This window comes from Halomonas rhizosphaerae (assembly GCF_030010555.1).
GTDB classification, from domain to species: Bacteria; Pseudomonadota; Gammaproteobacteria; order Pseudomonadales; family Halomonadaceae; genus Halomonas; species Halomonas rhizosphaerae.
Map to the genome: position 1 here is coordinate 13,272 of NZ_JASCQP010000021.1, position 20,325 is coordinate 33,596.

Consider the following 20,325-nt stretch of genomic DNA (forward strand, 5'->3'; position numbering starts at 1 on the left):
GCCCCGATGAGCGATCGCGACACCCGCCACCAGCAGGCCATGCAGAAACTCAAGTCCCGCGTCGACGAGAAGGTCGCCGAGGCCACCGAGCAGCGCGGGCTGCTACTGGTCTTCACCGGCAACGGCAAGGGCAAGACCACCGCCGCCTGGGGCACCGTGACCCGAGCCCTGGGCTACGGCTACAAGGTCGGCGTGGTCCAGTTCATCAAGGGGCTCTGGGAGTGCGGCGAGCGCGAGCGGCTGGTCGAGGACCCCAACCTCGAGGTCGCCATCATGGCCACCGGCTTCACCTGGGACACCCAGAACCGCGAGGCTGACACCCGGGCCTGCCGCGAGGTATGGGCCGAGGCCGAGCGGATGCTCGCCGACCCGGACGTCTACCTGGTGGTGCTCGACGAGATCACCTACATGCTCAAGTTCGGCTACCTGGATATCGCCACCGTCAAGCAAGCGCTGATGAGTCGCCCCGCCGAGCAGACGGTGATCATCACCGGGCGCAATGCCCACCGGGAGCTGACCGCCACGGCGGATACCGTCACCGAGATGCAGGAGGTTCGCCACGCCTTCAATAGCGGGCTCCAGGCCCGCCGCGGCATCGACTACTAATCCCTTTCTTTTCAACAGTTTAGTCCGCTTTCTGCCACGACCGTCGTCGCCAAGCAACACTTAACCGACTGATTTTAAAGGCTTGCCTTCCCCTCCCCGATAACCGTCCCTTGATGGCGACGGTTATCCCTTCCGCTGCCTCGGCCGAACGCGGTGACCTCGCCGCAGGCCGACCATAACCCATTGATCATGAAACCTTAGCCAAGACTGGCATGGACCTTGCCTACTGAATCGACCGAAAAGGAGAAGGTTCGTGGCCGCCCTGGGAGGGCGGCCACTCCGGTCATCGAGCAAGGAGACAGCGATCATGAGAATCACCATCTTCGGTTCCGGCTATGTGGGCCTGGTCACCGGCGCCTGCCTGGCCGATGTCGGCCATGACGTGATGTGCGTCGACGTTGATGCGGACAAGGTGGCCCGGCTCGAGGCCGGCGAGGTGCCGATCTACGAACCCGGGCTGGAGAGCCTGATCCGCCAGAACCGGGCAGCCGGTCGCCTGCACTTCACCACCGATGCCGAGCAGGCGGTGGCCTTCGGCGTGCTGCAGTTCATCGCCGTGGGCACCCCCTCGGACGAGGACGGCAGTGCCGACCTGCGTCACGTGCTCAAGGTCGCCGAGACCATCGGCCGCCACATGGACGGCTACCGCATCATCGTCGACAAGTCGACGGTGCCGGTCGGCACCGCCAGCCGGGTGGAGCGGGCCATCGCCGCCGAACTCGACCGCCGCGGGGCCGCACTGGACTTCGATGTCTGCTCCAACCCCGAATTCCTCAAGGAGGGCGCGGCCATCGAGGACTTCTCCAAGGGCGCGCGGATCGTGGTCGGGACCGACTCGGAGCGGGTCAGGAGCGCCATGCGCGAATGCTATGCCCCCTACAGCCGCCAGAAGGACAAGCTGATGTTCATGGGGGTGCGCAGCGCCGAGCTGACCAAGTACGCCGCCAACGCCATGCTCGCCACCAAGATCAGCTTCATCAACGAGATCGCCAACCTCTCCGAGCGGCTAGGCGCCGACATCGAGGAGGTGCGCCACGGCATCGGCAGCGATCCGCGCATCGGCTACCACTTCATCTATCCGGGCTGTGGCTATGGCGGCTCGTGCTTCCCCAAGGACGTCAAGGCGCTGGCGCATACCGCCGAGGAGATCGGCCATCCCGCCGAGATGATCGCCGCCGTGGAGCGCGTCAACGCGCGTCAGAAGAGCCGCCTGTTCGAGATGCTCTGCCAGGCCTTCAACGGCCAGCTCGCCGGCAAGACCATCGCGCTATGGGGGCTGGCCTTCAAGCCCAACACCGACGACATGCGCGAGGCCCCCAGCCGGGCGCTGATGGAAGCCCTGTGGGAGGCCGGTGCCCGGGTCCAGGCCTTTGATCCCGAAGCCGCCGGGGAGTGTCGCCGGATCTACGGCGAGCGCGACGACCTGAGGCTGGCCAGTCAGCGCAACGAGGCCCTGGAGGGCGCCGATGCCCTGGTGATCTGTACCGAGTGGAAGGCCTTTCGCACCGTGGATTTCGCCCAGCTGCGCGACTCGCTCGCCTCGCCGGTGCTGGTCGACGGCCGCAACCTCTTCCACCCCGAGACCGTCAAGGCCGCGGGCCTCGCCTACTACGCCATCGGCCGGGGGGACTCCGTACGTCCCGTGCTCGCCTGAGGGGAGTCGAGATGTCGAACACACCTGCCGATCGCTCCGTCGCCAGCAAGGTGACGGAGGTCGCGACCTTCATCCTCGGGATCGCCCTGCTGATCGTGGTGATCGACGGGCTGCCGCTGGATGTCTTCTCCACCGAGTCGAAGAGCTTCTTCTTCGCCATCGGTGCGGTGGGCATCTGGCGCTACACCTGGTGGCTGATCCAGGCACTGCGTTCGGTCTGGTACAACCGTCGGATCTTCCCGCGCCTGCGGGCCGAGGCCGATGCCGCGGGGGAGCAGGGGCTCCCCCCGGAGCTCTATGTGCTCTGCACCTCCTTTCGCATCGAGTCAGAGGTCAGTTTCCAGGTCTACGACGCCCTGGTGCGCGAGGTCGCCGACTATGGCGTGCCCACCACCATCTTCGCCTCGCTGTCGGACCGCACCGACGTGGACGTCATCACCCACGTCATGGACGACAACGGCTGGCCGGAGAACATCGAGCTGCGCTACATGTTCCAGAAGGGTGATGGCAAGCGCTCGGCGATGGCCGAGGTGCTGCGCGCCATCTCGCGGCGCATGCCGGCGCCGGGCGCCCTGCTGGTCTCGATGGATGGTGACATCCGACTGGAGCCGGGCACCCTGTCACGCTCGCTGTCGTTCTTCAGCGTCCAGGAGGACCTGGGCGCCCTGACCACCAACAACAGCGCCATCGTCACCGGGGGCGACGCCACCAAGGAGTGGTACGACATCCGCTATGCCCAGCGCCATCTGGTGATGAGCTCGATGTCGGTCTCCCGGCGCCTGCTGGTGCTGACCGGGCGCTACAGCGCCTTCCGGGCCGACCTGGCCACCCAGCCCGGCTTCATCGAGCTGGTGGAGAACGACCACGTCGACCACTGGCGCTTCGGCACCTTCAAGTTCCTCTCCGGTGACGACAAGTCGACCTGGTACTGGCTGCTGAAGAACGGCTGGCGGATGCTCTACATCCCGGACGTGCACGTCTCGGGCTTCGAGGAGCTGCCCGACCGCAAGCGCTTCTTCAAGTCGACCACCGACCTGATGCGCCGCTGGTACGGCAACATGCTGCGCACCAGCAATCGGGCCATCGCCCTGGGGCCGCGGCCCATGGGCCTGTTCACCTGGTGGAGCCTGGTCGACCAGCGGCTCTCCATGTGGACCACGCTGATCGGCCCCACGGTGGCCATCCTGGTGACCCTGTTCATCCGCCCCTCGTTCATCTTCGCCTACGCCCTGTGGATCCTCTTCACCCGCGGCATCGTCACGTTGATCCTGGCCTGGCAGCACGGGCGATTCAGCCTGCTGTGGGTGCCCCTGATCTACTACAACCAGGTGTGGGGGGCCCTGCTCAAGACCTATGTCAGCTTCCGCTTCAACCGCCAGAAGTGGTCGCGCCAGGGCATCTCCGCGGGCGAACCCAACGACCCGGTGGCCGTGAAGCGCCAGCGGCGCATGGGCCATGTGCTGCACGGCTTCGCCTACGGTGTGCTGCTCTACGTGCTGATACTCGCCACCGGCGTCCTGCAGCCCCCCGACCGGACCTCGCTGTCCATCCTGACCGGTGGCGGCACCACCCAGGAACAGTCGCGGGTGGACGACCGCTGGCTGTCGCTGGCCATCGCCGATGCCCCGGAGGGGGGCAGCGTGCAGCTGCCGGCCGGTGACTTCCGCCTCGACGATGACCTGCTGGACGCGCTCGACAGCCTCGACCGCCCCCGAGCCGGCCACCTGCTGGGCGCCGCCCAGGACACCACCCGCCTGATCGTCACGCCCGAACTGGCCCGCCACCTGCGCGACTCCCGCGGCCGCCCCATCGCCGAGGCGGCGGCCTGCCCGCAGCCCGCCGGCTGCACCCTGGAGCTGGAGCACCACTCGATGCGCTTCAAGGACTTGCAGATCCAGGTGGAAACCGGCAGTTCCGGCGACGCCGTGGCGTCGGTCAAACAACAGAGCAAGGAGAACGCAACGGATGTCTGACCATCATTCCGACATGAACGGCATCGAGCGCAACGAGCCGACCCTGGGCCCGGGCGCCCCCCGCGGCGCGGGCCCTGCCGACGGCCCATCGGGCCATCATCAGGCCCCGGGGGAACGGATCCACCACGAGCGGCGCGACGAGAGGCGTTTCATCCGCGTCTCACCGCCCTTCCGCGTCCGCTTCGAGGACGGCCAGGAACTCCCCGGTGCCGATGTCTCGGTGGGCGGCTTCGCCGTTCGCACCTCGCGTCCGCTGCGCCCGGGAGAGCGCCTCTCGGCCTCCCTGCTGCTGACCGTCGGGGCCACCGAGCTGATCGTGCCCGTACGCGCCGAGTGTCGCCATGCCACCGCCGATGCCGACGGGCGCCATCACGTCAACGGCTTCGAGATCACCGATATCGATCCCCCCCACCGCGAACTGCTGCGTCAGGTGGTTCGGAGCTGCCTGACCGGGCGCCAGGCCAGTATCGAGTCGCTGATGGAGGGCGAGGATCCGCAGACGCCGCGCAAGCGCAAGGCGGCCCAGTCCACGCCCCTGCCACCGTCCCGTCCGCCCAAGCCGCGGGGACGCTATGTGCTGCTGTTCACCGCCATCGCGATCCTCGCCATCGCGGCCGCGGCCACGGCCTACCGCAACTTCATGCTGATCGAGCCGAGCTTCGCCGCGGTCACCGCGCCACGGATCGACATCCGCGCCCCGGGACCCGGCATCCTCGAGGCCCACGACCTGCAGGCCGGTGACCGGATCGAGCGCGACCAGGAACTGACCAGCATCGCCAACAGCGACCTGGAGTCGGAGCTGATCCTCTCCGAGGCCTCGCTGAAATATAACGAGCAGCTCATCGCGAACCTGCAGGAGCATCTCGAGTCGGCGGGTGGCGGTCAGGTCAGCATCGCCAGCTCCGCGCGTCCCGAGAGCGGCGATGCCATGAACTTCGAGACGGTGTCGCCGGAGATTGCCCAGGCCCGCATCGAGCAGTTCGAGACGGCACGCGACCTGGAGAGCTCGCGCATCACCGCCCTTGAGGCCCGCCAGTCCAGCAACGACATCTACAGCCCGTGCGACTGCCTGGTGGCCTGGGCCCTGAGCAGCGCCGATGGCACCTATGTCAACGAGAGCGAGCGGATCATGACCCTGATCCGCACCGGAGAGGACGATGTCATGGTCGAGGCGCTGGTCCACATGGACGACATCGGCCGCATCGAACCCAACCAGACGGCCTATGTCTCGCTGCCCAACGCCTCGACCCCGATCCGTGCCCGGGTGCGCAACGTGGCGCTGGACGTCGAGCGTCAGCCGCGTGCCGGCTTCCCCAGTTGGGTCCGCCAGCAGCAGAACGTGGCCAGCGTGCTGCTGGTGCCCGAGAAGACCCTGCCGGCCGAGAGCGTCGGCAAGCCGGTGGACGTGCGCTTCACGGAGGCCCCGCTGCTGGGCGCCACCGCCGAGTGGGTCTGGCAGGGCATGCGCGGCGTGATCCAGTTCGGTGAGCGCGTCTATCGTGCCGCCACCCAGGAGGACGAGCAACGCGAAGCGGGGTGATCCCCGCCCGCCTCCGCCGCGACGCCACGGCGACGCGGCCCTTCGTCAAGGAGACACCATGAGCATGGAACTATCCCGTACCCGCCGCCACGCCCTTGCCTTTTCGGCCCTGCTGACGGGCCTCGCGTCGACGAGCACCCCGGCGAAGGACGGCCAGGAGCCGACCCTCTCCTATCCGCGGGTGGAGCCCTGCTCGCAGCGCTACTCGCCGGTGGCCACACCACAGCCGGACCTCGCCGCCGAGGATGCCCGGGAGGGCGTCCGCCAGGGCTTCGGCACCACCCGCGACTGGGGCGTCGACGACAACGTCGACCTGCTCGACGCCGGCGCCACGGGCCTCGACGAGCCCGGCCTGCGTGTCCACTACCCCGAGGGCACCTCCTCCCCCGGCGACGCGAAGGAGGGGGGCGCCGGCTTCTATGCCGACCCGGCGGGCCTGGACGGGGCCGAACGGGCCTGCCTGACCTATCAGGTGCGCTTCGAACCGGGGTTCGACTTCGTCAAGGGCGGGAAGCTGCCGGGCCTCTACGGCGGCGAGGCCCCCAGCGGCGGCGACGAGGTCGACGGCGAGAGCGGCTTCTCGATGCGCTTCATGTGGCGCGAGGCCGGCCAGGGCGAGCTCTACGAATACGTGGCCAGCCAGGACGAGAAGTTCGGCGCCTCCGTAGGCCGTGGGCTGTGGAGCTTCCCCACCGGCGAGTGGGTCACCATCGAGCAGGAACTGGTGCTCAACACTCCGGGGGAGGCCGACGGCCTGGCCCGGGTGTGGATCAATGGCGTGCCGGTGCTCGAGCAGAGCGAGATCGTCTACCGCACCACCGAGGAAGTGACCATCGATGGCCTGATGTTCTCGACCTTCTTCGGCGGCAACGGCAAGGAATGGCGCACGCCCGTCGACCAGCATGCCGACTTCGCCGCCTTTCGCTTCTACGCCCCCTCGACCTGAGCCGGGCGCGTCCCGTATCGACAAGGAGTCCCCCTGCCATGCCCCATGCCCGTCCCCGACTGATCCATCGGCCGCTCAACACTGCCCTGGCCCTGCTGCTCGCCGGGCTGTCGAGCAGCGCGGGCGCCCAGGAGATCCTCACCCTCGAGGAGCGCGAGGCAATGGACCTCTCGGACTATCGCGTCACCGCCCCCGATGCGGGCTACTTCGACGTGGCGGCACGCATGGAGGAACTCGCGTCCACCGACAATGCCATCCTGCTCCAGGAGATCGACGACCTCTCCCAGGGACCAAGCTGCCAGCAGATGATGGCGTACGAGCCCATCACCACCCACCTGCGGGTCCCCGGCTACTACCCCAACCCGGAGGCATGGGAGCTCGCCTCGGAGCCGCTGTTCCAGTTCGAGGACAACGTCTCGATGCTGGCCGGCAGCTTCGTCGCCAGCGGCGATGACTATTATGCCGAGTGCCTGGTCCGCTTCCTGGATCATTGGGCACAGCAGGAGGCCCTGACCGACTTCTATTACGACTCCCTCGAGCCCCAGGCCTGGTTCGCCACCGAGTCGATGATCTTCGCCGCCGCCATGGCCTATGCCAACGTGCGCCCCTTCGTCGAGGGCATGGAGGAGGAGCGTGAGCGCGTGGAGGCGTGGCTCAACGGCCTGGCCCACCAGCACGCCGACATCCCCGGCGGCGAGGGCAACAGCTGCTGCAACAACCACTTCTACCGCCGGGCGCTCTACGCCAGCATGGTCGGCGTGCTGACCGAGGATGACGAGCTGTTCCGCTTCGGGGTCAGCGCCATCCATGCCGCCCTGCACGACATGACCCAGGAAGGCGCCTTCCCGCTTGAGGTCTCCCGGGGGCGTCGCGCCACCCACTACCAGAACTATGGCCTGCTCTACCTGATCACCAACATGCAGGTCATCGCGCGGCAGGGCTACGACATCTTCGAGCTGGAGATCGACGGCCACACCATCCATGACGCCATCGACTTCCTGTTCGCGATCCTCGACGATCCGGCCGCCCTCGGCGACTACGCCCCCCTCGAGCAGTACACCGGCTTCCTCAAGGATCCCCAGTACTTCACCTGGATGGAGGTCTATCTCGAACGCTTCGACGATCCCCGCGTCGAGGACTTCATCCGCCGGGTACGCCCTCTCTACAACCGCAGTGCCGGCGGCTACATGACCCTCTACTTCATGGATCCCCAGGCACAGCAGCATGTCGTCCTCGACGAGGAGAAGCAGGAGACCACCGCCTTCAAGGGGCTGGGTCAGGAGTGATGCCCCGATGTCAGCCGTCATTCACCGATCACCGCGAGGCCCGAACACCATGAACACTACCCCTACCGACCTCACTGTCCTCCCGCATGCCAGTGGGCTGCGCCTGATGGCCTCGGCCGGCCTGCTGGTGCTGCTCGCGGGGTGCGCCACGACCGACAGCGCCCCCCAGGCCACCTCGCCCCTGCCCGAGCGCTACCAGGCCTGGTTCGAGGACGGCCAGCCGCGCAACCTCGAGTGGATGCACAAGCAGACCGTCGAGAAGGCCGACGAGGCGGCGGCCGCCGGCAACCCACGAGAGGCGATCCGGCTGCTCACCTCCCTGACCGATCAGGGCTTTCCCCAGGCGCACTACGAACTGGGCAAGCTCTACGACCAGGGCGAGGCCATGGAGCGAGACCCGGCCCGCGCGGCCGAGCACTACGCCCGGGCGGTGCGCACCCCCTCCTACGTTCGCGGCCATGCCGCGCTCAACCTGGCGAAGCTCTATCGCGAGGGAGACGGCGTCGAGCGCAACGACCTGCTAGCCTACCACCTGCTGCGCCTGGCCCTTGAGGAGGAGGTGGACCGCGACGAGCGGGTAATGCTGGCCGAGCTGCTGCGGGAAGGCGGCGACGGGGTGTCGGCCGACCCCGAACAGGCGGCCAGGCTCTATGCCATCGAGGCCGAGCAGGGCCAGGAGGAGGCGCTCAGGGCGCTGGCCGAAGCCCATGCCCCCGGCGGCTGGCTCGACGAGAGGCCCGAACGCGCCATGGACCACGCCCAGCGCTACGCCGAGGCGCTGCAGAAGCGCGCCGCGGCCGGCGAGACCGATGCCATGCGCCGCCTGGCGGGCCTGCATGCCCCCGACGGCCTGCTCGGCGACCAGCCCGAGCAGCGCCTGCACTGGCTGCGCCAGGCGGCCGAGGCCGGTGACGAGGATGCGCTGGGCAATGCCGGGGGCGCCCTGCTGGACGCCGGAGAGACCCGGCAAGGCATCGCGATGCTCGAGGAGGCAGCCAGGAACGGCGATGTCGATGCCATGACCAAGCTGGGCGGGTTCCTGGTCGACCGCCGCCCCGGCGAGGCGCGTCAATGGCTGACCCGGGCCGCGGAACAGGGCTCCACGGATGCCCGGGTACACCTGGGCCGCCTGCTGATCGAGGGCGAGGATCCCCGCCGCGGCGTGGCCCAGCTCGAGGAGGCAGCGGCGCAGGACCATCCCCTGGCCCTCGCCTCGCTGGGCGACTTCTACATGAATGACGAGCTCTCCCCCAGCCAGCCCTTCATCGCCGTCGACTATCTCGAACGCGCCCATGAACTGGGCCATCCCTGGGCCACCCAGCAGCTGGGCGAGGCCTATCTGAGGGGCCGCGGGGTGACCGCCGATCCCCGGCGGGCCGAGACGCTGCTGCGCCAGGCGGCCGACCAGGGGCAGAGCGGCGCCCTGGGGCTGCTCGGCCAGGCCTATCTGGAGGGCGAGACACTGCCGCTCCACCCCAGCCGTGGCGAGCAGCTGCTGCAGGCGGCGGCAGACGCCGGCGAGACCTCCGCGATGACCGCGCTTGGCGAGGCCTATCTGGAGGGCCCGCTCGAAGCCCGGCCGGAGCGGGGCGTGCAACTGCTGCAGCAGGCCGCGCAGCAGGGCGACAGCTACGCCATGGTGGTGCTCGGCCGTGCCTACCGCAAGGGCGAGGGCGGCCTCCCCCGGGACCTGGACAAGGCCAGCCAATGGCTGACCCGTGCCCGGGAGGCGGGCCACGACGCCGCCGACGAGGCGATGACCCGCGTCAACCGCGACCGCGGGGCCCAGGGCGACATCCGGGCCCTGATCGAGGCCGCCGAGGATGGTCACCCCGGCGCCATGGCCGACCTGGGGCGCGCCTTCCTCGAGGGCCAGGGCGTGCAGCAGAACCGCGAGCACGCCCGGAACTGGCTCACCCGCGCCGCCAATGCCGGCCACAACGGGGCCCGGGCGGAGCTCGGCGAGATGCTCCTCGACAGCGACCCTGAGCGGGCCATGACGCTGCTGCGCACCGCCGCCGATGCCGGGAACCAGGGGGCCCGGCTGACCCTGGGACGCGCTTACCTGGAGGGCGAGCATGTCGCCGCCGACCCCGAGCAGGGCATCGCCTACCTGCGCCCCTCGGCCGAGGCCGGCAACCCCTATGCCGCCCAACTGCTGGGCCAGGCCTACCTGGCCGGCAATGGCGTCGAGGCCGACCCCCAGAAGGCCGAGCAGTGGCTGAACCGCGCCGTGGAGAGCGGCGACCTCTCCGCCCGCGCCAGTCTGGGCCGCGTGCTGCTGCGCGGCGAGAACGGCGTGCCCCGCGACGGCGAACGCGGCCGGGGCCTGCTCGAGGAGGCCGCCGACCAGGGCCACGCCGGGGCCATGGCCACCCTGGGACGGGAGTACATCCGCGGCGAGAACCTCGAGCAGGATGTCCGCCAGGGGGCCGACTACCTGCTGAAGGCGGCCGAGCAGGGCCACCCCAGCGCCCGCCTGGCGCTGGCCAAGGCCTATCTGGCGGCCAACGGACTGGAGAACGCCAGCCGCGAACAGGCCCTGGTGTGGCTGGATGGCGTGATGGAGGGCGACAGCGGCATGGCGCTGGAGACCCTCCACGAGCTGCTCTCCGACGAGAGTGCCGCCGAGGCCCTGAAGGTGGCCGCGGCGGACTGACCCGCTGCCGCTGCCCGCAACGCGAAGGCCGGCCCCCGAGGGGGCCGGCCTTCGCGTTTGCCGGACATGCGATGCGGCGGTCAGCCGTCGAAGGGGTTGCGCAGCACGATGGTCTCGTTGCGGTCCGGCCCGGTGGAGATGATGTCGATGGAGGTCCCCACCTTCTCTTCCAGGAAGCTGATATAGGAGCGCGCATTGGCCGGCAGGTCCTCGACGCGACGCGCCCCCAGGGTGGACTCGCTCCAGCCCGGCAGGTCCTCGTAGAGCGGCTCGATGGCTTCATAGCCCTCGGAATCCACCGGGGTGTCGAGCACCTCGCCATCCTTGCTGCGATAGCCCACGCAGACGCGGATGTTCTCCAGGCCGTCGAGCACGTCGAGCTTGGTCAGGCAGAGGCCGGACACCGAGTTGATCTGCACGGCGTGACGCAGGGCCACGGCATCGAACCAGCCACAGCGACGCGCACGACCGGTGGTGGCCCCGAACTCGTGGCCCTTCTCGGCCAGGTGACGGCCGTGGTCATCGAACAGCTCGGTCGGGAAGGGACCGGAGCCGACCCGGGTGGTGTAGGCCTTGGTGATGCCCAGCACATAGTCCAGGTAGAGGGGGCCGACGCCGGAGCCGGTGGCGGTGCCGCCGGCGGTGGTGTTGGAGCTGGTCACGAAGGGATAGGTGCCGTGGTCGATATCGAGCAGCGAGCCCTGGGCCCCCTCGAACAGGATGTTCTCGCCGGCGCGCCGCATCTCGTGGACCAGGCTCACGGTATCGCAGACCATGGGGCGCAGTTCCTCGGCCATGGCCATCGCCTGGTCGAGCACCTGCTGGAAGTCCACCGGCTTCTCGCCGTGGTACTGGGTCAGCACGAAATTATGGTAATCGAGCACCTCGCCGAGCTTGGAGGCGAAGCGCTCGCGGTGGAGCAGGTCGCCGAGGCGCAGGCCACGACGCGCTACCTTGTCCTCGTAGGCCGGGCCGATGCCGCGGCCGGTGGTGCCGATCTTGGCGATGCCGCGGGCCTTCTCGCGGGCCTGGTCAAGGCGCACGTGGTACGGCAGGATCAGCGGGCAGGCCGGCGACAGGCGCAGGCGCTCGCGCACCGGCACGCCCTTGCTCTCGAGCTCGCGGATCTCCTCCATCAGCGCCTCGGGCGACAGCACCACGCCGTTGCCGATCACGCAGATCTTGTCGTTGCGCAGGATGCCCGAGGGGATCAGGTGCAGGACGGTCTTCTCGCCGTCGATGACCAGGGTATGACCGGCGTTGTGCCCACCCTGGAAGCGCACCACCGCCGACGCAGATTCGGTGAGCAGGTCGACCACCTTGCCCTTCCCTTCGTCACCCCACTGGGTGCCCAGTACGACTACATTCTTGCCCATTGTGCTCTCGTCTCTCGTTGCGGCACCGCGCCCGTGGAAAGGCCCAGGGCCGAGGTCATTGACCGCGGGCCCTCAGGCCCGGTCCTGTGAAGTCTCCAGGAGGCGTGGCTCCCAGCGACCATCGATATGTTCCAGCCGGCGATCGCAGCGGTGTTCCGCCGGGCCGGTACGCTGTCCGGGCAGCGCCTGGACGACCCGTTCGCCCCGCTGGCGAAGAGCCTGCAGGACCTCGGCCAGCCCCTCCCCTTCGGCCGGGGCCCAGATGCCGTCCGGTTCGGGCTCCGCGGGGGCCAGGGTGGCCAACAGCTTGAGGTCCATGGAGAAGCCGGTGGCCGGCCGGGCGCGGCCGAAGGCGCGGCCGGTGTCGTCGTAGCGCCCTCCCTTGGCCAGCGCCTGGCCGTAGTGCGGCACGTAGGCGGCGAACATCATGCCGGTGTGGTACTGGTAGCCCCGCAGCTCGGCCAGGTCGAAGTAGGGTTCGACCCCGGGGTACTCGGCGAGCACCCCGTCGACCATGGCGCGCAGCTGGTCCAGCGCCGCGCCCACGGGCTGCGGGGCCTCCTCGAAGGCCTCACGGGCCGCCTCCAGCACCTCGAGCCCACCGTGCAGGTCGCCCAGGGCGCGAAACATCGCCGCCAGCCCCGGATCGCGCACGCTCTCCTCGACCCGCGCCGCCAGCTCGCCCGGCGACTTGAGGGCCAGGGCGGCGAACATCGCGCGCTCCTGGTCGGCGTCGAGCCCCGCGGCCTGCACCAGGCTACGGTAGATGCCGATATGGCCTAGCGCCAGATGGATCTCCGTCGCTCCGGCGGTCTCGAGGCTCGCCAGGGCCAGGCGCAGGATCTCCAGGTCGGCCTCCAGGCCGGCGTGGCCGAACAGCTCCACACCGACCTGCACCGGGCTGCGACCGCCCTGATGCTGGTCGGCCTTGGCACGCAGCACGTTGGTGCAGTAGCAGAGCCGCACCGGCCCCTGGCGGCGCAGGGAGTGGGCATCCATGCGCGCCACCTGGGGCGTGACATCGGCGCTCACGCCCATCATGCGGCCGGTCATCTGATCGGTCAGCTTGAAGGTCTGCAGATCGAGGTCGGTACCGGTGCCGGTGAGCAGGGAGTCCAGGAACTCCACCGGCGGGGGCATCACCTGGTCGTAGCCCCAGCGGTGGTAGAGGTCGAGCAACGCACGGCGCAGCTCCTCCATGCGACTGGCCTGGGGCGGCAGTACCTCGTCCATGCCGTCGGGGAGCAGCCAGCGGTCAGCGATGGTCATGTCGTTCATCCTGCAAGACGATGGTTGGCCTGCGGCGATGCCCGAGTCGCGCGAGGTGTGCTGGCGAACGGGAGCGCCGGGAATGGAGAGGCCACAAAAAAACCGGGCCACGCCCGGTTCAAGGATTCTACCACGTTTGCGGACCGGTTGAACCCCGGCCGGCGGGCGGCGCACCGCCCGCCGGGGGGCGTCACTCTTCGCCCGCGCCCTGAGGGCTCTTGAGGTACTGGAAGAAGTCGCTGGAGGGGTCCAGCACAAGCATGTTGTCGTCACCCTCGAAGCTGTCGCGATAGGCGTTGAGGCTGCGCCAGAAGCTGAAGAATTCCTCGTCCTTGCCGTAGGCCTCGGAGAAGATCGCCGCGGCTTCGGCGTCACCCTCACCGCGCAGGGTCTCGGAGCGGGCACGGGCCTGGGCCAGCAGCACCTGGCGGCGGCGGTCGGCGTTGGCGCGGATGCGCTCGGCCTCCTCCTGGCCCTGGGCACGCCATTCACGGGCCTCGCGCTCACGCTCGGAGCGCATGCGCTCGTAGACCGCCGAGGAGACATCCTCGGGCAGGTCGATACGCTTGACCCGGATGTCGCGAACCGCCACGCCAAGCTCCTCGCGCATCAGCTCGTCGAGGTCCTCGGTGGGGCCGGTCATCAGGTCATCGCGGCGTTCGGCGATGATCTGCTGCAGGTTCAGGCGGCCGAACTCGTTACGCAGGCTCTCGTCGACCCGCGGCTGGATCAGTCGACTGGCCATCAGTTCGTCGCCCGCCGTGGCCTCGTAGTAACGGGTCGGATTGACCACCTGCCACTGGACGTAGGAGTCGACGATTACCGCCTTCTGTTCCAGGGTCAGGTAACGGCTGGGGTCGGTATCCAGCGTCAGCAGGCGAGTATCGAAGGTACGCACCGTCTGGGTGATCGGCACCTTGAAGTGCAGCCCGGGCTGGATGTTCTCCTCGATGACCTCGCCGAAGCGCAACTTGACCGCGCGCTCGGTCTCGTCGACCACGTAAAGGCTGTTGCTGGCAAGCCAGGCCACGGCGGCCAGGCCACCGACGATGAGCAGGGAACGATTATTGATCATTTAGCGGCCCTCCCTGCGGATTCCACTGTTGCTGCTGTTGCTGCTGCTCGACGACTGGCTGGAGCGCATGCGCTCGAGCACGCGGGGATCCAGCTCGCCCTCCTCGCCTTCTCTGGCCTCCCTGCCGGCACTGCCGCCGCCGGGGCGCTGATCGAGGGGCAGGTACAACAGCGGGCTGTCGTCGGCCACATCGACCATGACCTTCGAGGTATTGGTAAACACCTCGCTGATGGCGTCGAGGTAGAGGCGCTCGCGCATGATCGACGGGTTATCCTCGTACTGGCCGAGCAGCGCGTTGAAGCGGCTGGCCTGGCCCCCGGCCTCGGCGACCACGGATTCGCGATAGCCCTGGCCCTGCTCGACGAGACGCTGGGCCTGGCCCTGGGCCTCGGGGATGATGGAGTTGGCGTAGGCGATGCCCTGGTTGATGGTGCGCTGGCGGTCCTCGCGGGCCCGGATGACGTCGTCGAAGGCATCCTGCACCGCATCGGGCGGCGCCGTGGACTCGACGTTGAGCGTCTGCAGCAGGATCCCGGTGCCGTAGCTGTCCAGGTAGGACTGCAGGCGACTGGCCACCGAGCTGCCGAGGATCTCGCGACCGGACGTCAGGATGTCGATCATGTCGGTTCCGCCGACCACGTGGCGCAACGCCGAGTCAAGGGCGTTCTCGAGGCTGAGCTCGGGGTCGCGAACGTTGAGCACGTAGCTACGGGGGTCGGCAACCTGATACTGGGCCGACATCTCGACGGAGACGATGTTCTCGTCCTGGGTCAGCATCGACTGGGTCTGGGTGACCGAGCGTACACGGGTCACGTTGACCATCCGCACGTCATCGATCAGCGGAGGGTGCCACTGCAGACCGGGCGTGACGACCTCCTGGAACTCGCCGAAGCGCAGCACCACCCCGCGCTCGGACTGGTCGACCAGATAGAAGCCGGAGGCCGCCCAGATGGCCAGGGCGACCACGATCAGCAGGCCCGGCAGGGTGAAGGCGTTGCGCGGCTTGCCACCGCCGCCCTTGCCGCCGGAGCCGCCCTTCTTGCCCCCACGGCCACCCAGCATGCTGTTGAGCTTGTCCTGAAACTTCTTCAGGGCCTCGTCGAGGTCGGGCGGCCCCTGATTGCCGCCGCCCTTGCCCCCGCCGCCACTGCCACCGCGGCCACCCCCGCTCCAGGGGTCGTGCTGGTTGCCACCACCAGGCTCATTCCAGGCCATACGTCGTCTCCACTATGCGTTGCATCCCGCCACCAGGCGTGCCGGCGACGGACATCGGTTGCGATCCTGCGGGTATCGCCCGGCGCAGCCCGGCGTCCCTGTCATCGTGTTGTGGCTGCTGGCCTGCCCGCCAGCGGACCGGCCTCCTCGCGTCACGCCTCCCATACCGGCGGCGCCTGCAGGGCTGTCGGCAGGTAGTCGTCGGCGCGCTCGCCCAGTCGCGCCATCAGCTGCAGGAAATCGCGCCGTGGCAGGCGCACCTCCAGCAGGGTATGCCCCTCGTCATCGAAGCGCTCCCCGCGCACCGCACCGAGGTCGTGCAGTCCGGCCCGCAGCCTGCCCTGTTCCGGGGCCAGGCAGAGCTCGAAGTCGATGATGTCATCGGCCAGGCACTCCGAGAGCGCCTGCGCCAGCAGCTCGAGCCCCTTGCCATCGCGGGCCGAGAGCCAGACCACCTCGGGCCTGCCCTCTCCGTCGCGCTCGATGCGCGGTGCGCTGTCGAGCAGGTCGATCTTGTTCATCACCTTGAGGGTCGGCACCTCGAGGGCACCGATCTCGTCGAGCACCGCCTCGACCTGAGCGACGTTGAGCTCGCGGTCAGGGTCGGCGGCATCGATCACGTGCACCAGCAGCGAGGCCTCGGCGGCCTCCTGCAGGGTGGCGCGGAAGGCCTCGACCAGCTTGTGGGGCAGGTGACGGATGAAGCCCACGGTGTCGGCGAGCACGACCGGCCCCACGTCCTCGATCTCGAGGCGACGCAGCGTCGGGTCGAGGGTAGCGAAGAGCTGGTCGGCCGCATAGACCCTGGCGGACGTCAGGGCGTTGAAGAGCGTGGACTTGCCGGCGTTGGTGTAGCCCACCAGCGAGACGCTGGGGATCTCCGCCCGGGAACGGGCCCGACGATTCTGGCTGCGCTGGCTGCGCACCTTGTCGAGCCGCTTGTGGATCGCCTTGATGCGCGCCCGCAGCAGGCGGCGGTCGGTCTCGAGCTGGGTCTCGCCCGGGCCCCGCAGGCCGATGCCGCCCTTCTGACGCTCCAGGTGGGTCCAGCCGCGCACCAGTCGGGTCGACATGTACTCGAGCTGGGCAAGCTCGACCTGCAGCTTGCCCTCATGGGTCCGGGCGCGCTGGGCGAAGATGTCGAGGATCAGGCCGGTACGGTCGATCACCCGGCACTTGAGCTCGCGCTCCAGGTTGCGCTCCTGGGAGGGGCTCAGGCCATGGTTGAAGATCACCAGCTCGGCGTGATGCACGGCCTTTGCCTCGCGCAGCTCCTCGAGCTTGCCCGACCCCACGAAGGTGCGGGAGTCGGGGCGCTTGCGACTGCCGGTGATCAGGGTGGCCGGCTCCGCGCCGGCCGAGCGCACGAGTTCGAGGAACTCACCCGCGTCCTCGCGCTCCTGCTCGTCCTGGAAATCCACATGGACAAGGATCGCCGTCTCGCCGGCGTCGGGACGTTCAAAAAACAATCAATACCTCACGCATCAGGGTCCGGCTGCGCATCCGGGGCCGGCAGGCGCACGTTGCGCGACGGCACCACGGTGGAGATGGCGTGCTTGTAGACCATCTGGCTGACGGTGTTGCGCAGCAGGATGACGAACTGGTCGAAGGACTCGATCTGGCCCTGCAGCTTGATGCCGTTGACCAGGAAAATCGATACCGGAATGCGCTCCTTGCGCAGGATGTTCAGGTACGGGTCTTGAAGGGACTGCCCTTTGGACATGTTGCTCTCCCTGAAGTGTCTCTGGGGGTTGATGTTATGTCGGTCTTCGTCGCTCCCGCCAGGGGGCAACGCTGGATACCCTGAGGGGCCTGTTCACCCGGCCACCGAAAGGCCCATCTTACGCTAAGTGCCGAATTCGCGCACCAGTTTCAATACCTCGGCCAAGGGGTCGGGGCCCAGGCTGTCGACCCAGTGCAGCCCCGGCCAGCTGCGCATCCAGGTCAGCTGGCGCTTGGCCAGCTGGCGGGTCGCGATGATCCCGCGCCGTGAGAACTCGTCACGCCCGAACTCGCCCTCGAGGCAGGCCCATGCCTGACGATAACCCACGCTCTTCATGGAGGGCAGTGAGGCAGCGAGGTCGCCGCGCGCCCTCAGGGCCGCCACCTCGTCGATGAAACCGGCATCGAGCATCGCCATGAAGCGCTGCGCGATACGCGCATGGAGCACGCCACGATCGGCCGGCGCGAGGCCTATCGACAGCGAGCGCCAGGGAAAGGTTTCACGGCGCTGCTCGCCCCACAGCTCGCTGAGGGAGCGGCCCGCCAGCCGGTAAACCTCCAGCGCCCGTATCAGTCGCTGGGGATCATTGGGATGGATCCGCGCCGCCGAGACCGGATCGACCCGGGCCAGCTCCTCGTGCAGTGCGGCCAGGCCATGACGCGCCACCCTGTGCGCCAGCTCGGCGCGCACCGCCGGGTCCGAGGCGGGCAGGTTGGCCACCCCCTCGAGCAGGTGCTTGAAGTACATCATGGTGCCGCCCACCAGCAGCGGGACCCGGCCGGCGTCGCTGATCCGGCGCATCTCGCGCAGGGCGTCCCCGCGGAAGTCGGCGGCAGAATAGGGCTCGGCCGGGTCGCGGATGTCGATCAGCCGGTGCGGTGCCCGGGCCAGCTCCTCGGGCGAGGGCTTGGCGCTGCCGATGTCCATGCCGCGGTAGACCATGGCCGAATCGACGCTGACCAGCTCGCAGCCCAGCCGCTCGTGGAGAGCAATGGCCAGGTCGGTCTTGCCGGCGGCGGTGGGCCCCATCAGCAGGATGGCGGGGGGACGCGTATCGATCATGGGTCTACTGCCCGCGCAGGAAGAGGCGGTCCAGCTCCTTCATGCTCATCTCGGTCCAGGTGGGGCGGCCGTGGTTGCACTGGCCGCTGCGCTCGGTGCGTTCCATGTCGCGCAGCAGGGCATTCATCTCCTCGAGCCCCAGCTGGCGATTGGCCCTCACGCTGCCGTGACAGGCCATGGTCGCGAGCAGCTCGTTGATGCGCGCCTCGAGACGGTCGGAGCGGCCGTAGCGCTCCAGGTCGGCGAGCATGTCACGCACCAGCGGCTCCACGTCGGCATCGGCGAGAAGCACCGGCACCTGGCGCACCAGCAGGGTCTCGGGGCCGGCCACGTCGAGCTCCACGCCGAGGCGTGCGAAGGCGTCATGCTCGGCTTCGGCGGTGGCCACCTCGGCGGGACTCGCCGCCAGCGACACCGGCACCAGCAGCGGCTGGGCCTGCAATCCACCTTCACCCCCGGCGCCGCCATGGACCTGGGTCTTCATCCGCTCGTAGACGATGCGCTCGTGGGCGGCGTGCATGTCCACCATCACCAGGCCGCGCTCGGTCTGCGAGAGGATGTAGACCCCGTGCAGCTGGGCCACGGCATAGCCCAGCGGCGGCGCGCGGGTCGCGTCCTCCTCGGGCATCGCCGGGCGCGGGGCGCGGCCCGCCTGCGAGGCACGACGCTCCTCGAGGGCCACGTCCGCGGCGCTGCCCCCGGGGGCCGGGGCGGCCGGTTGCGGGGTCAGCAGGCTCTCCTCGTGGTCGGGATGCAGCGCCCGGTAGCCCTCCATGAAGGCCCTGACGCGATTCGGCGTGACGCGTTCGTCCTGCCCTGGCAACGACATCGGCTGCTGCTGCCAGGCCGGCGCCGTCTCGCGCACGCCGTCCGCCGCCTCGGGCGCGTCGTCGCGCTCGCTGCCCTCGCCAGGCCGAGCCTCGCCCAGCGCGCGGTGCAGGCTCGAGAACAGGAAGTCGTGGACCATCCGCCCGTCGCGGAAGCGCACCTCATGCTTGGTGGGATGGACGTTGACGTCCACCACCCTGGGGTCGACCTCGAGGTAGAGCACGAACACCGGGTGGCGGCCGTGGAAGAGGACGTCGCGGTAAGCCTGGCGGATGGCATGCGCGACCAGCCGGTCGCGCACCACACGGCCGTTGACGAAGAAGTACTGCTGGTCGGCCTGGGCCCGGGAGTGGGTCGGCAGCCCGACCCAGCCCCACAGCCGCAGGCCACCCACCTCCAGGTCCAGGTGCAGGGCATTCTCCAGGAAGGCCTTGCCGAGCAGGGACTGGAGACGTCGCTCGCGGGCCACCGGGTCATCGCCCACCGGCAGCTGGTGGAGGGTCTTGTGGTTGTGGCGCAGCACCCAGCCGATGTCGAAGCGCGACAGCGCCTGGCGCCGGAAGGCCTCCTCGACGTGGCCGAACTCGGTCTTCTCGGTGCGCAGGAACTTGCGCCGTGCCGGGGTGTTGAAGAAGAGGTCACGGACCGTCACCGAGGTGCCGCGCGGATGCGGGGCCGGGGTCACGCGGGGTTCCATGCGCCGCCCCTCGGCCACCACGCGCCAGCCGCTGCGCGGGTCCTCGTCGGTATTGGAGACCAGCTCGAGGCGCGCCACCGAGCTGATCGATGCCAGGGCCTCGCCGCGGAAGCCCAGGCTTGCCACGCCCTCGAGCTCCTCCAGGGAGACGATCTTGCTGGTGGCGTGGCGCGACAGCGCCAGCGGCAGGTCGGCCTCGCCGATGCCGCTGCCGTCGTCCCTGACGCGAATCAGTCGGGCCCCGCCATTCTCCAGCTCGACCTCGATGCGCCGACTGCCGGCATCGATGGCGTTCTCCACCAGTTCCTTGACCACCGAGGCCGGACGCTCGACCACCTCGCCGGCGGCGATCTGGTTGGCCAGGCGGGGATCGAGGATCTGGATGTGTCGCTTCTCTGACATGTCGCTCCGAGGGT

At 69.0% G+C, this 20,325-nt stretch carries 15 protein-coding genes; 7 read left to right on the forward strand and 8 right to left on the reverse strand.

Going from position 1 to position 20,325, the window contains the following annotated elements; translation table 11 throughout:
* The first annotated feature begins 6 nt into the window (after positions 1 to 6).
* The 7 genes from cobO (at position 7) to QLQ83_RS06850 (ending at position 10,664) form a co-directional block, all read left to right on the forward strand.
* Positions 7 to 606 (forward strand): cob(I)yrinic acid a,c-diamide adenosyltransferase, encoded by a 600-nt coding sequence (gene cobO, locus QLQ83_RS06820; protein WP_282734767.1) that lies wholly within the window; start codon positions 7 to 9, stop codon positions 604 to 606.
* Positions 607 to 913: 307 nt separating this feature from the next.
* A complete protein-coding gene (locus tag QLQ83_RS06825; protein ID WP_282734768.1) occupies positions 914 to 2,260 on the forward strand; it encodes a UDP-glucose dehydrogenase family protein in 1,347 nt (448 codons plus the stop codon).
* An 11-nt stretch (positions 2,261 to 2,271) separates the two neighbouring features.
* Complete coding sequence (locus QLQ83_RS06830; protein ID WP_282734769.1) at positions 2,272 to 4,233, forward strand: glycosyltransferase; 1,962 nt, start codon at positions 2,272 to 2,274, stop codon at positions 4,231 to 4,233.
* Positions 4,226 to 5,773 (forward strand): alginate biosynthesis protein Alg44, encoded by a 1,548-nt coding sequence (locus QLQ83_RS06835; protein ID WP_282734770.1) that lies wholly within the window; start codon positions 4,226 to 4,228, stop codon positions 5,771 to 5,773. The genes QLQ83_RS06830 and QLQ83_RS06835 overlap by 8 nt, the downstream gene beginning before the upstream one ends.
* A 58-nt stretch (positions 5,774 to 5,831) precedes the next feature.
* Complete coding sequence (locus QLQ83_RS06840) at positions 5,832 to 6,719, forward strand: polysaccharide lyase (protein ID WP_282734771.1); 888 nt, start codon at positions 5,832 to 5,834, stop codon at positions 6,717 to 6,719.
* 38 nt (positions 6,720 to 6,757) lie between these two features.
* On the forward strand, positions 6,758 to 8,005 hold the full coding sequence (locus tag QLQ83_RS06845; protein ID WP_282734772.1) for an alginate lyase family protein: 1,248 nt from the start codon (positions 6,758 to 6,760) through the stop codon (positions 8,003 to 8,005).
* A gap of 49 nt (positions 8,006 to 8,054) precedes the next feature.
* Positions 8,055 to 10,664 carry a tetratricopeptide repeat protein gene (locus QLQ83_RS06850; protein WP_282734773.1) on the forward strand — a complete coding sequence of 870 codons (2,610 nt, stop codon included), beginning with the start codon at positions 8,055 to 8,057 and terminating at the stop codon, positions 10,662 to 10,664.
* A gap of 80 nt (positions 10,665 to 10,744) precedes the next feature.
* Here QLQ83_RS06850 and QLQ83_RS06855 read toward each other — a convergent pair whose 3' ends face one another.
* The 8 genes from QLQ83_RS06855 to mutL all read right to left on the reverse strand — a co-directional run bounded on the left by QLQ83_RS06855 (position 10,745) and on the right by mutL (position 20,311).
* The gene (locus tag QLQ83_RS06855) at positions 10,745 to 12,040 is read right to left on the reverse strand and encodes an adenylosuccinate synthase (RefSeq protein WP_282734774.1); all 1,296 of its coding nucleotides are present in this window, start codon (positions 12,038 to 12,040) and stop codon (positions 10,745 to 10,747) included.
* A gap of 72 nt (positions 12,041 to 12,112) precedes the next feature.
* Positions 12,113 to 13,309 (reverse strand): ATP phosphoribosyltransferase regulatory subunit, encoded by a 1,197-nt coding sequence (locus QLQ83_RS06860; RefSeq protein WP_282734775.1) that lies wholly within the window; start codon positions 13,307 to 13,309, stop codon positions 12,113 to 12,115.
* Between the two features lie 190 nt (positions 13,310 to 13,499).
* Positions 13,500 to 14,384, reverse strand: a complete 885-nt coding sequence (gene hflC / locus QLQ83_RS06865) for a protease modulator HflC (protein ID WP_282734776.1) — start codon at positions 14,382 to 14,384, stop codon at positions 13,500 to 13,502.
* Entirely contained in the window at positions 14,385 to 15,599 is a 1,215-nt protein-coding gene (gene hflK / locus QLQ83_RS06870; RefSeq protein WP_282734777.1) for an FtsH protease activity modulator HflK, read from the reverse strand.
* A gap of 152 nt (positions 15,600 to 15,751) precedes the next feature.
* Positions 15,752 to 17,068, reverse strand: a complete 1,317-nt coding sequence (gene hflX, locus QLQ83_RS06875; protein ID WP_282734778.1) for a ribosome rescue GTPase HflX — start codon at positions 17,066 to 17,068, stop codon at positions 15,752 to 15,754.
* 8 nt (positions 17,069 to 17,076) lie between these two features.
* On the reverse strand, positions 17,077 to 17,322 hold the full coding sequence (hfq, locus tag QLQ83_RS06880) for an RNA chaperone Hfq (RefSeq protein WP_106229908.1): 246 nt from the start codon (positions 17,320 to 17,322) through the stop codon (positions 17,077 to 17,079).
* 123 nt (positions 17,323 to 17,445) lie between these two features.
* A complete protein-coding gene (gene miaA, locus QLQ83_RS06885) occupies positions 17,446 to 18,384 on the reverse strand; it encodes a tRNA (adenosine(37)-N6)-dimethylallyltransferase MiaA (protein WP_282734779.1) in 939 nt (312 codons plus the stop codon).
* 4 nt (positions 18,385 to 18,388) lie between these two features.
* Positions 18,389 to 20,311 (reverse strand): DNA mismatch repair endonuclease MutL, encoded by a 1,923-nt coding sequence (gene mutL, locus QLQ83_RS06890; RefSeq protein ID WP_282734780.1) that lies wholly within the window; start codon positions 20,309 to 20,311, stop codon positions 18,389 to 18,391.
* Positions 20,312 to 20,325: the final 14 nt, after the last annotated feature.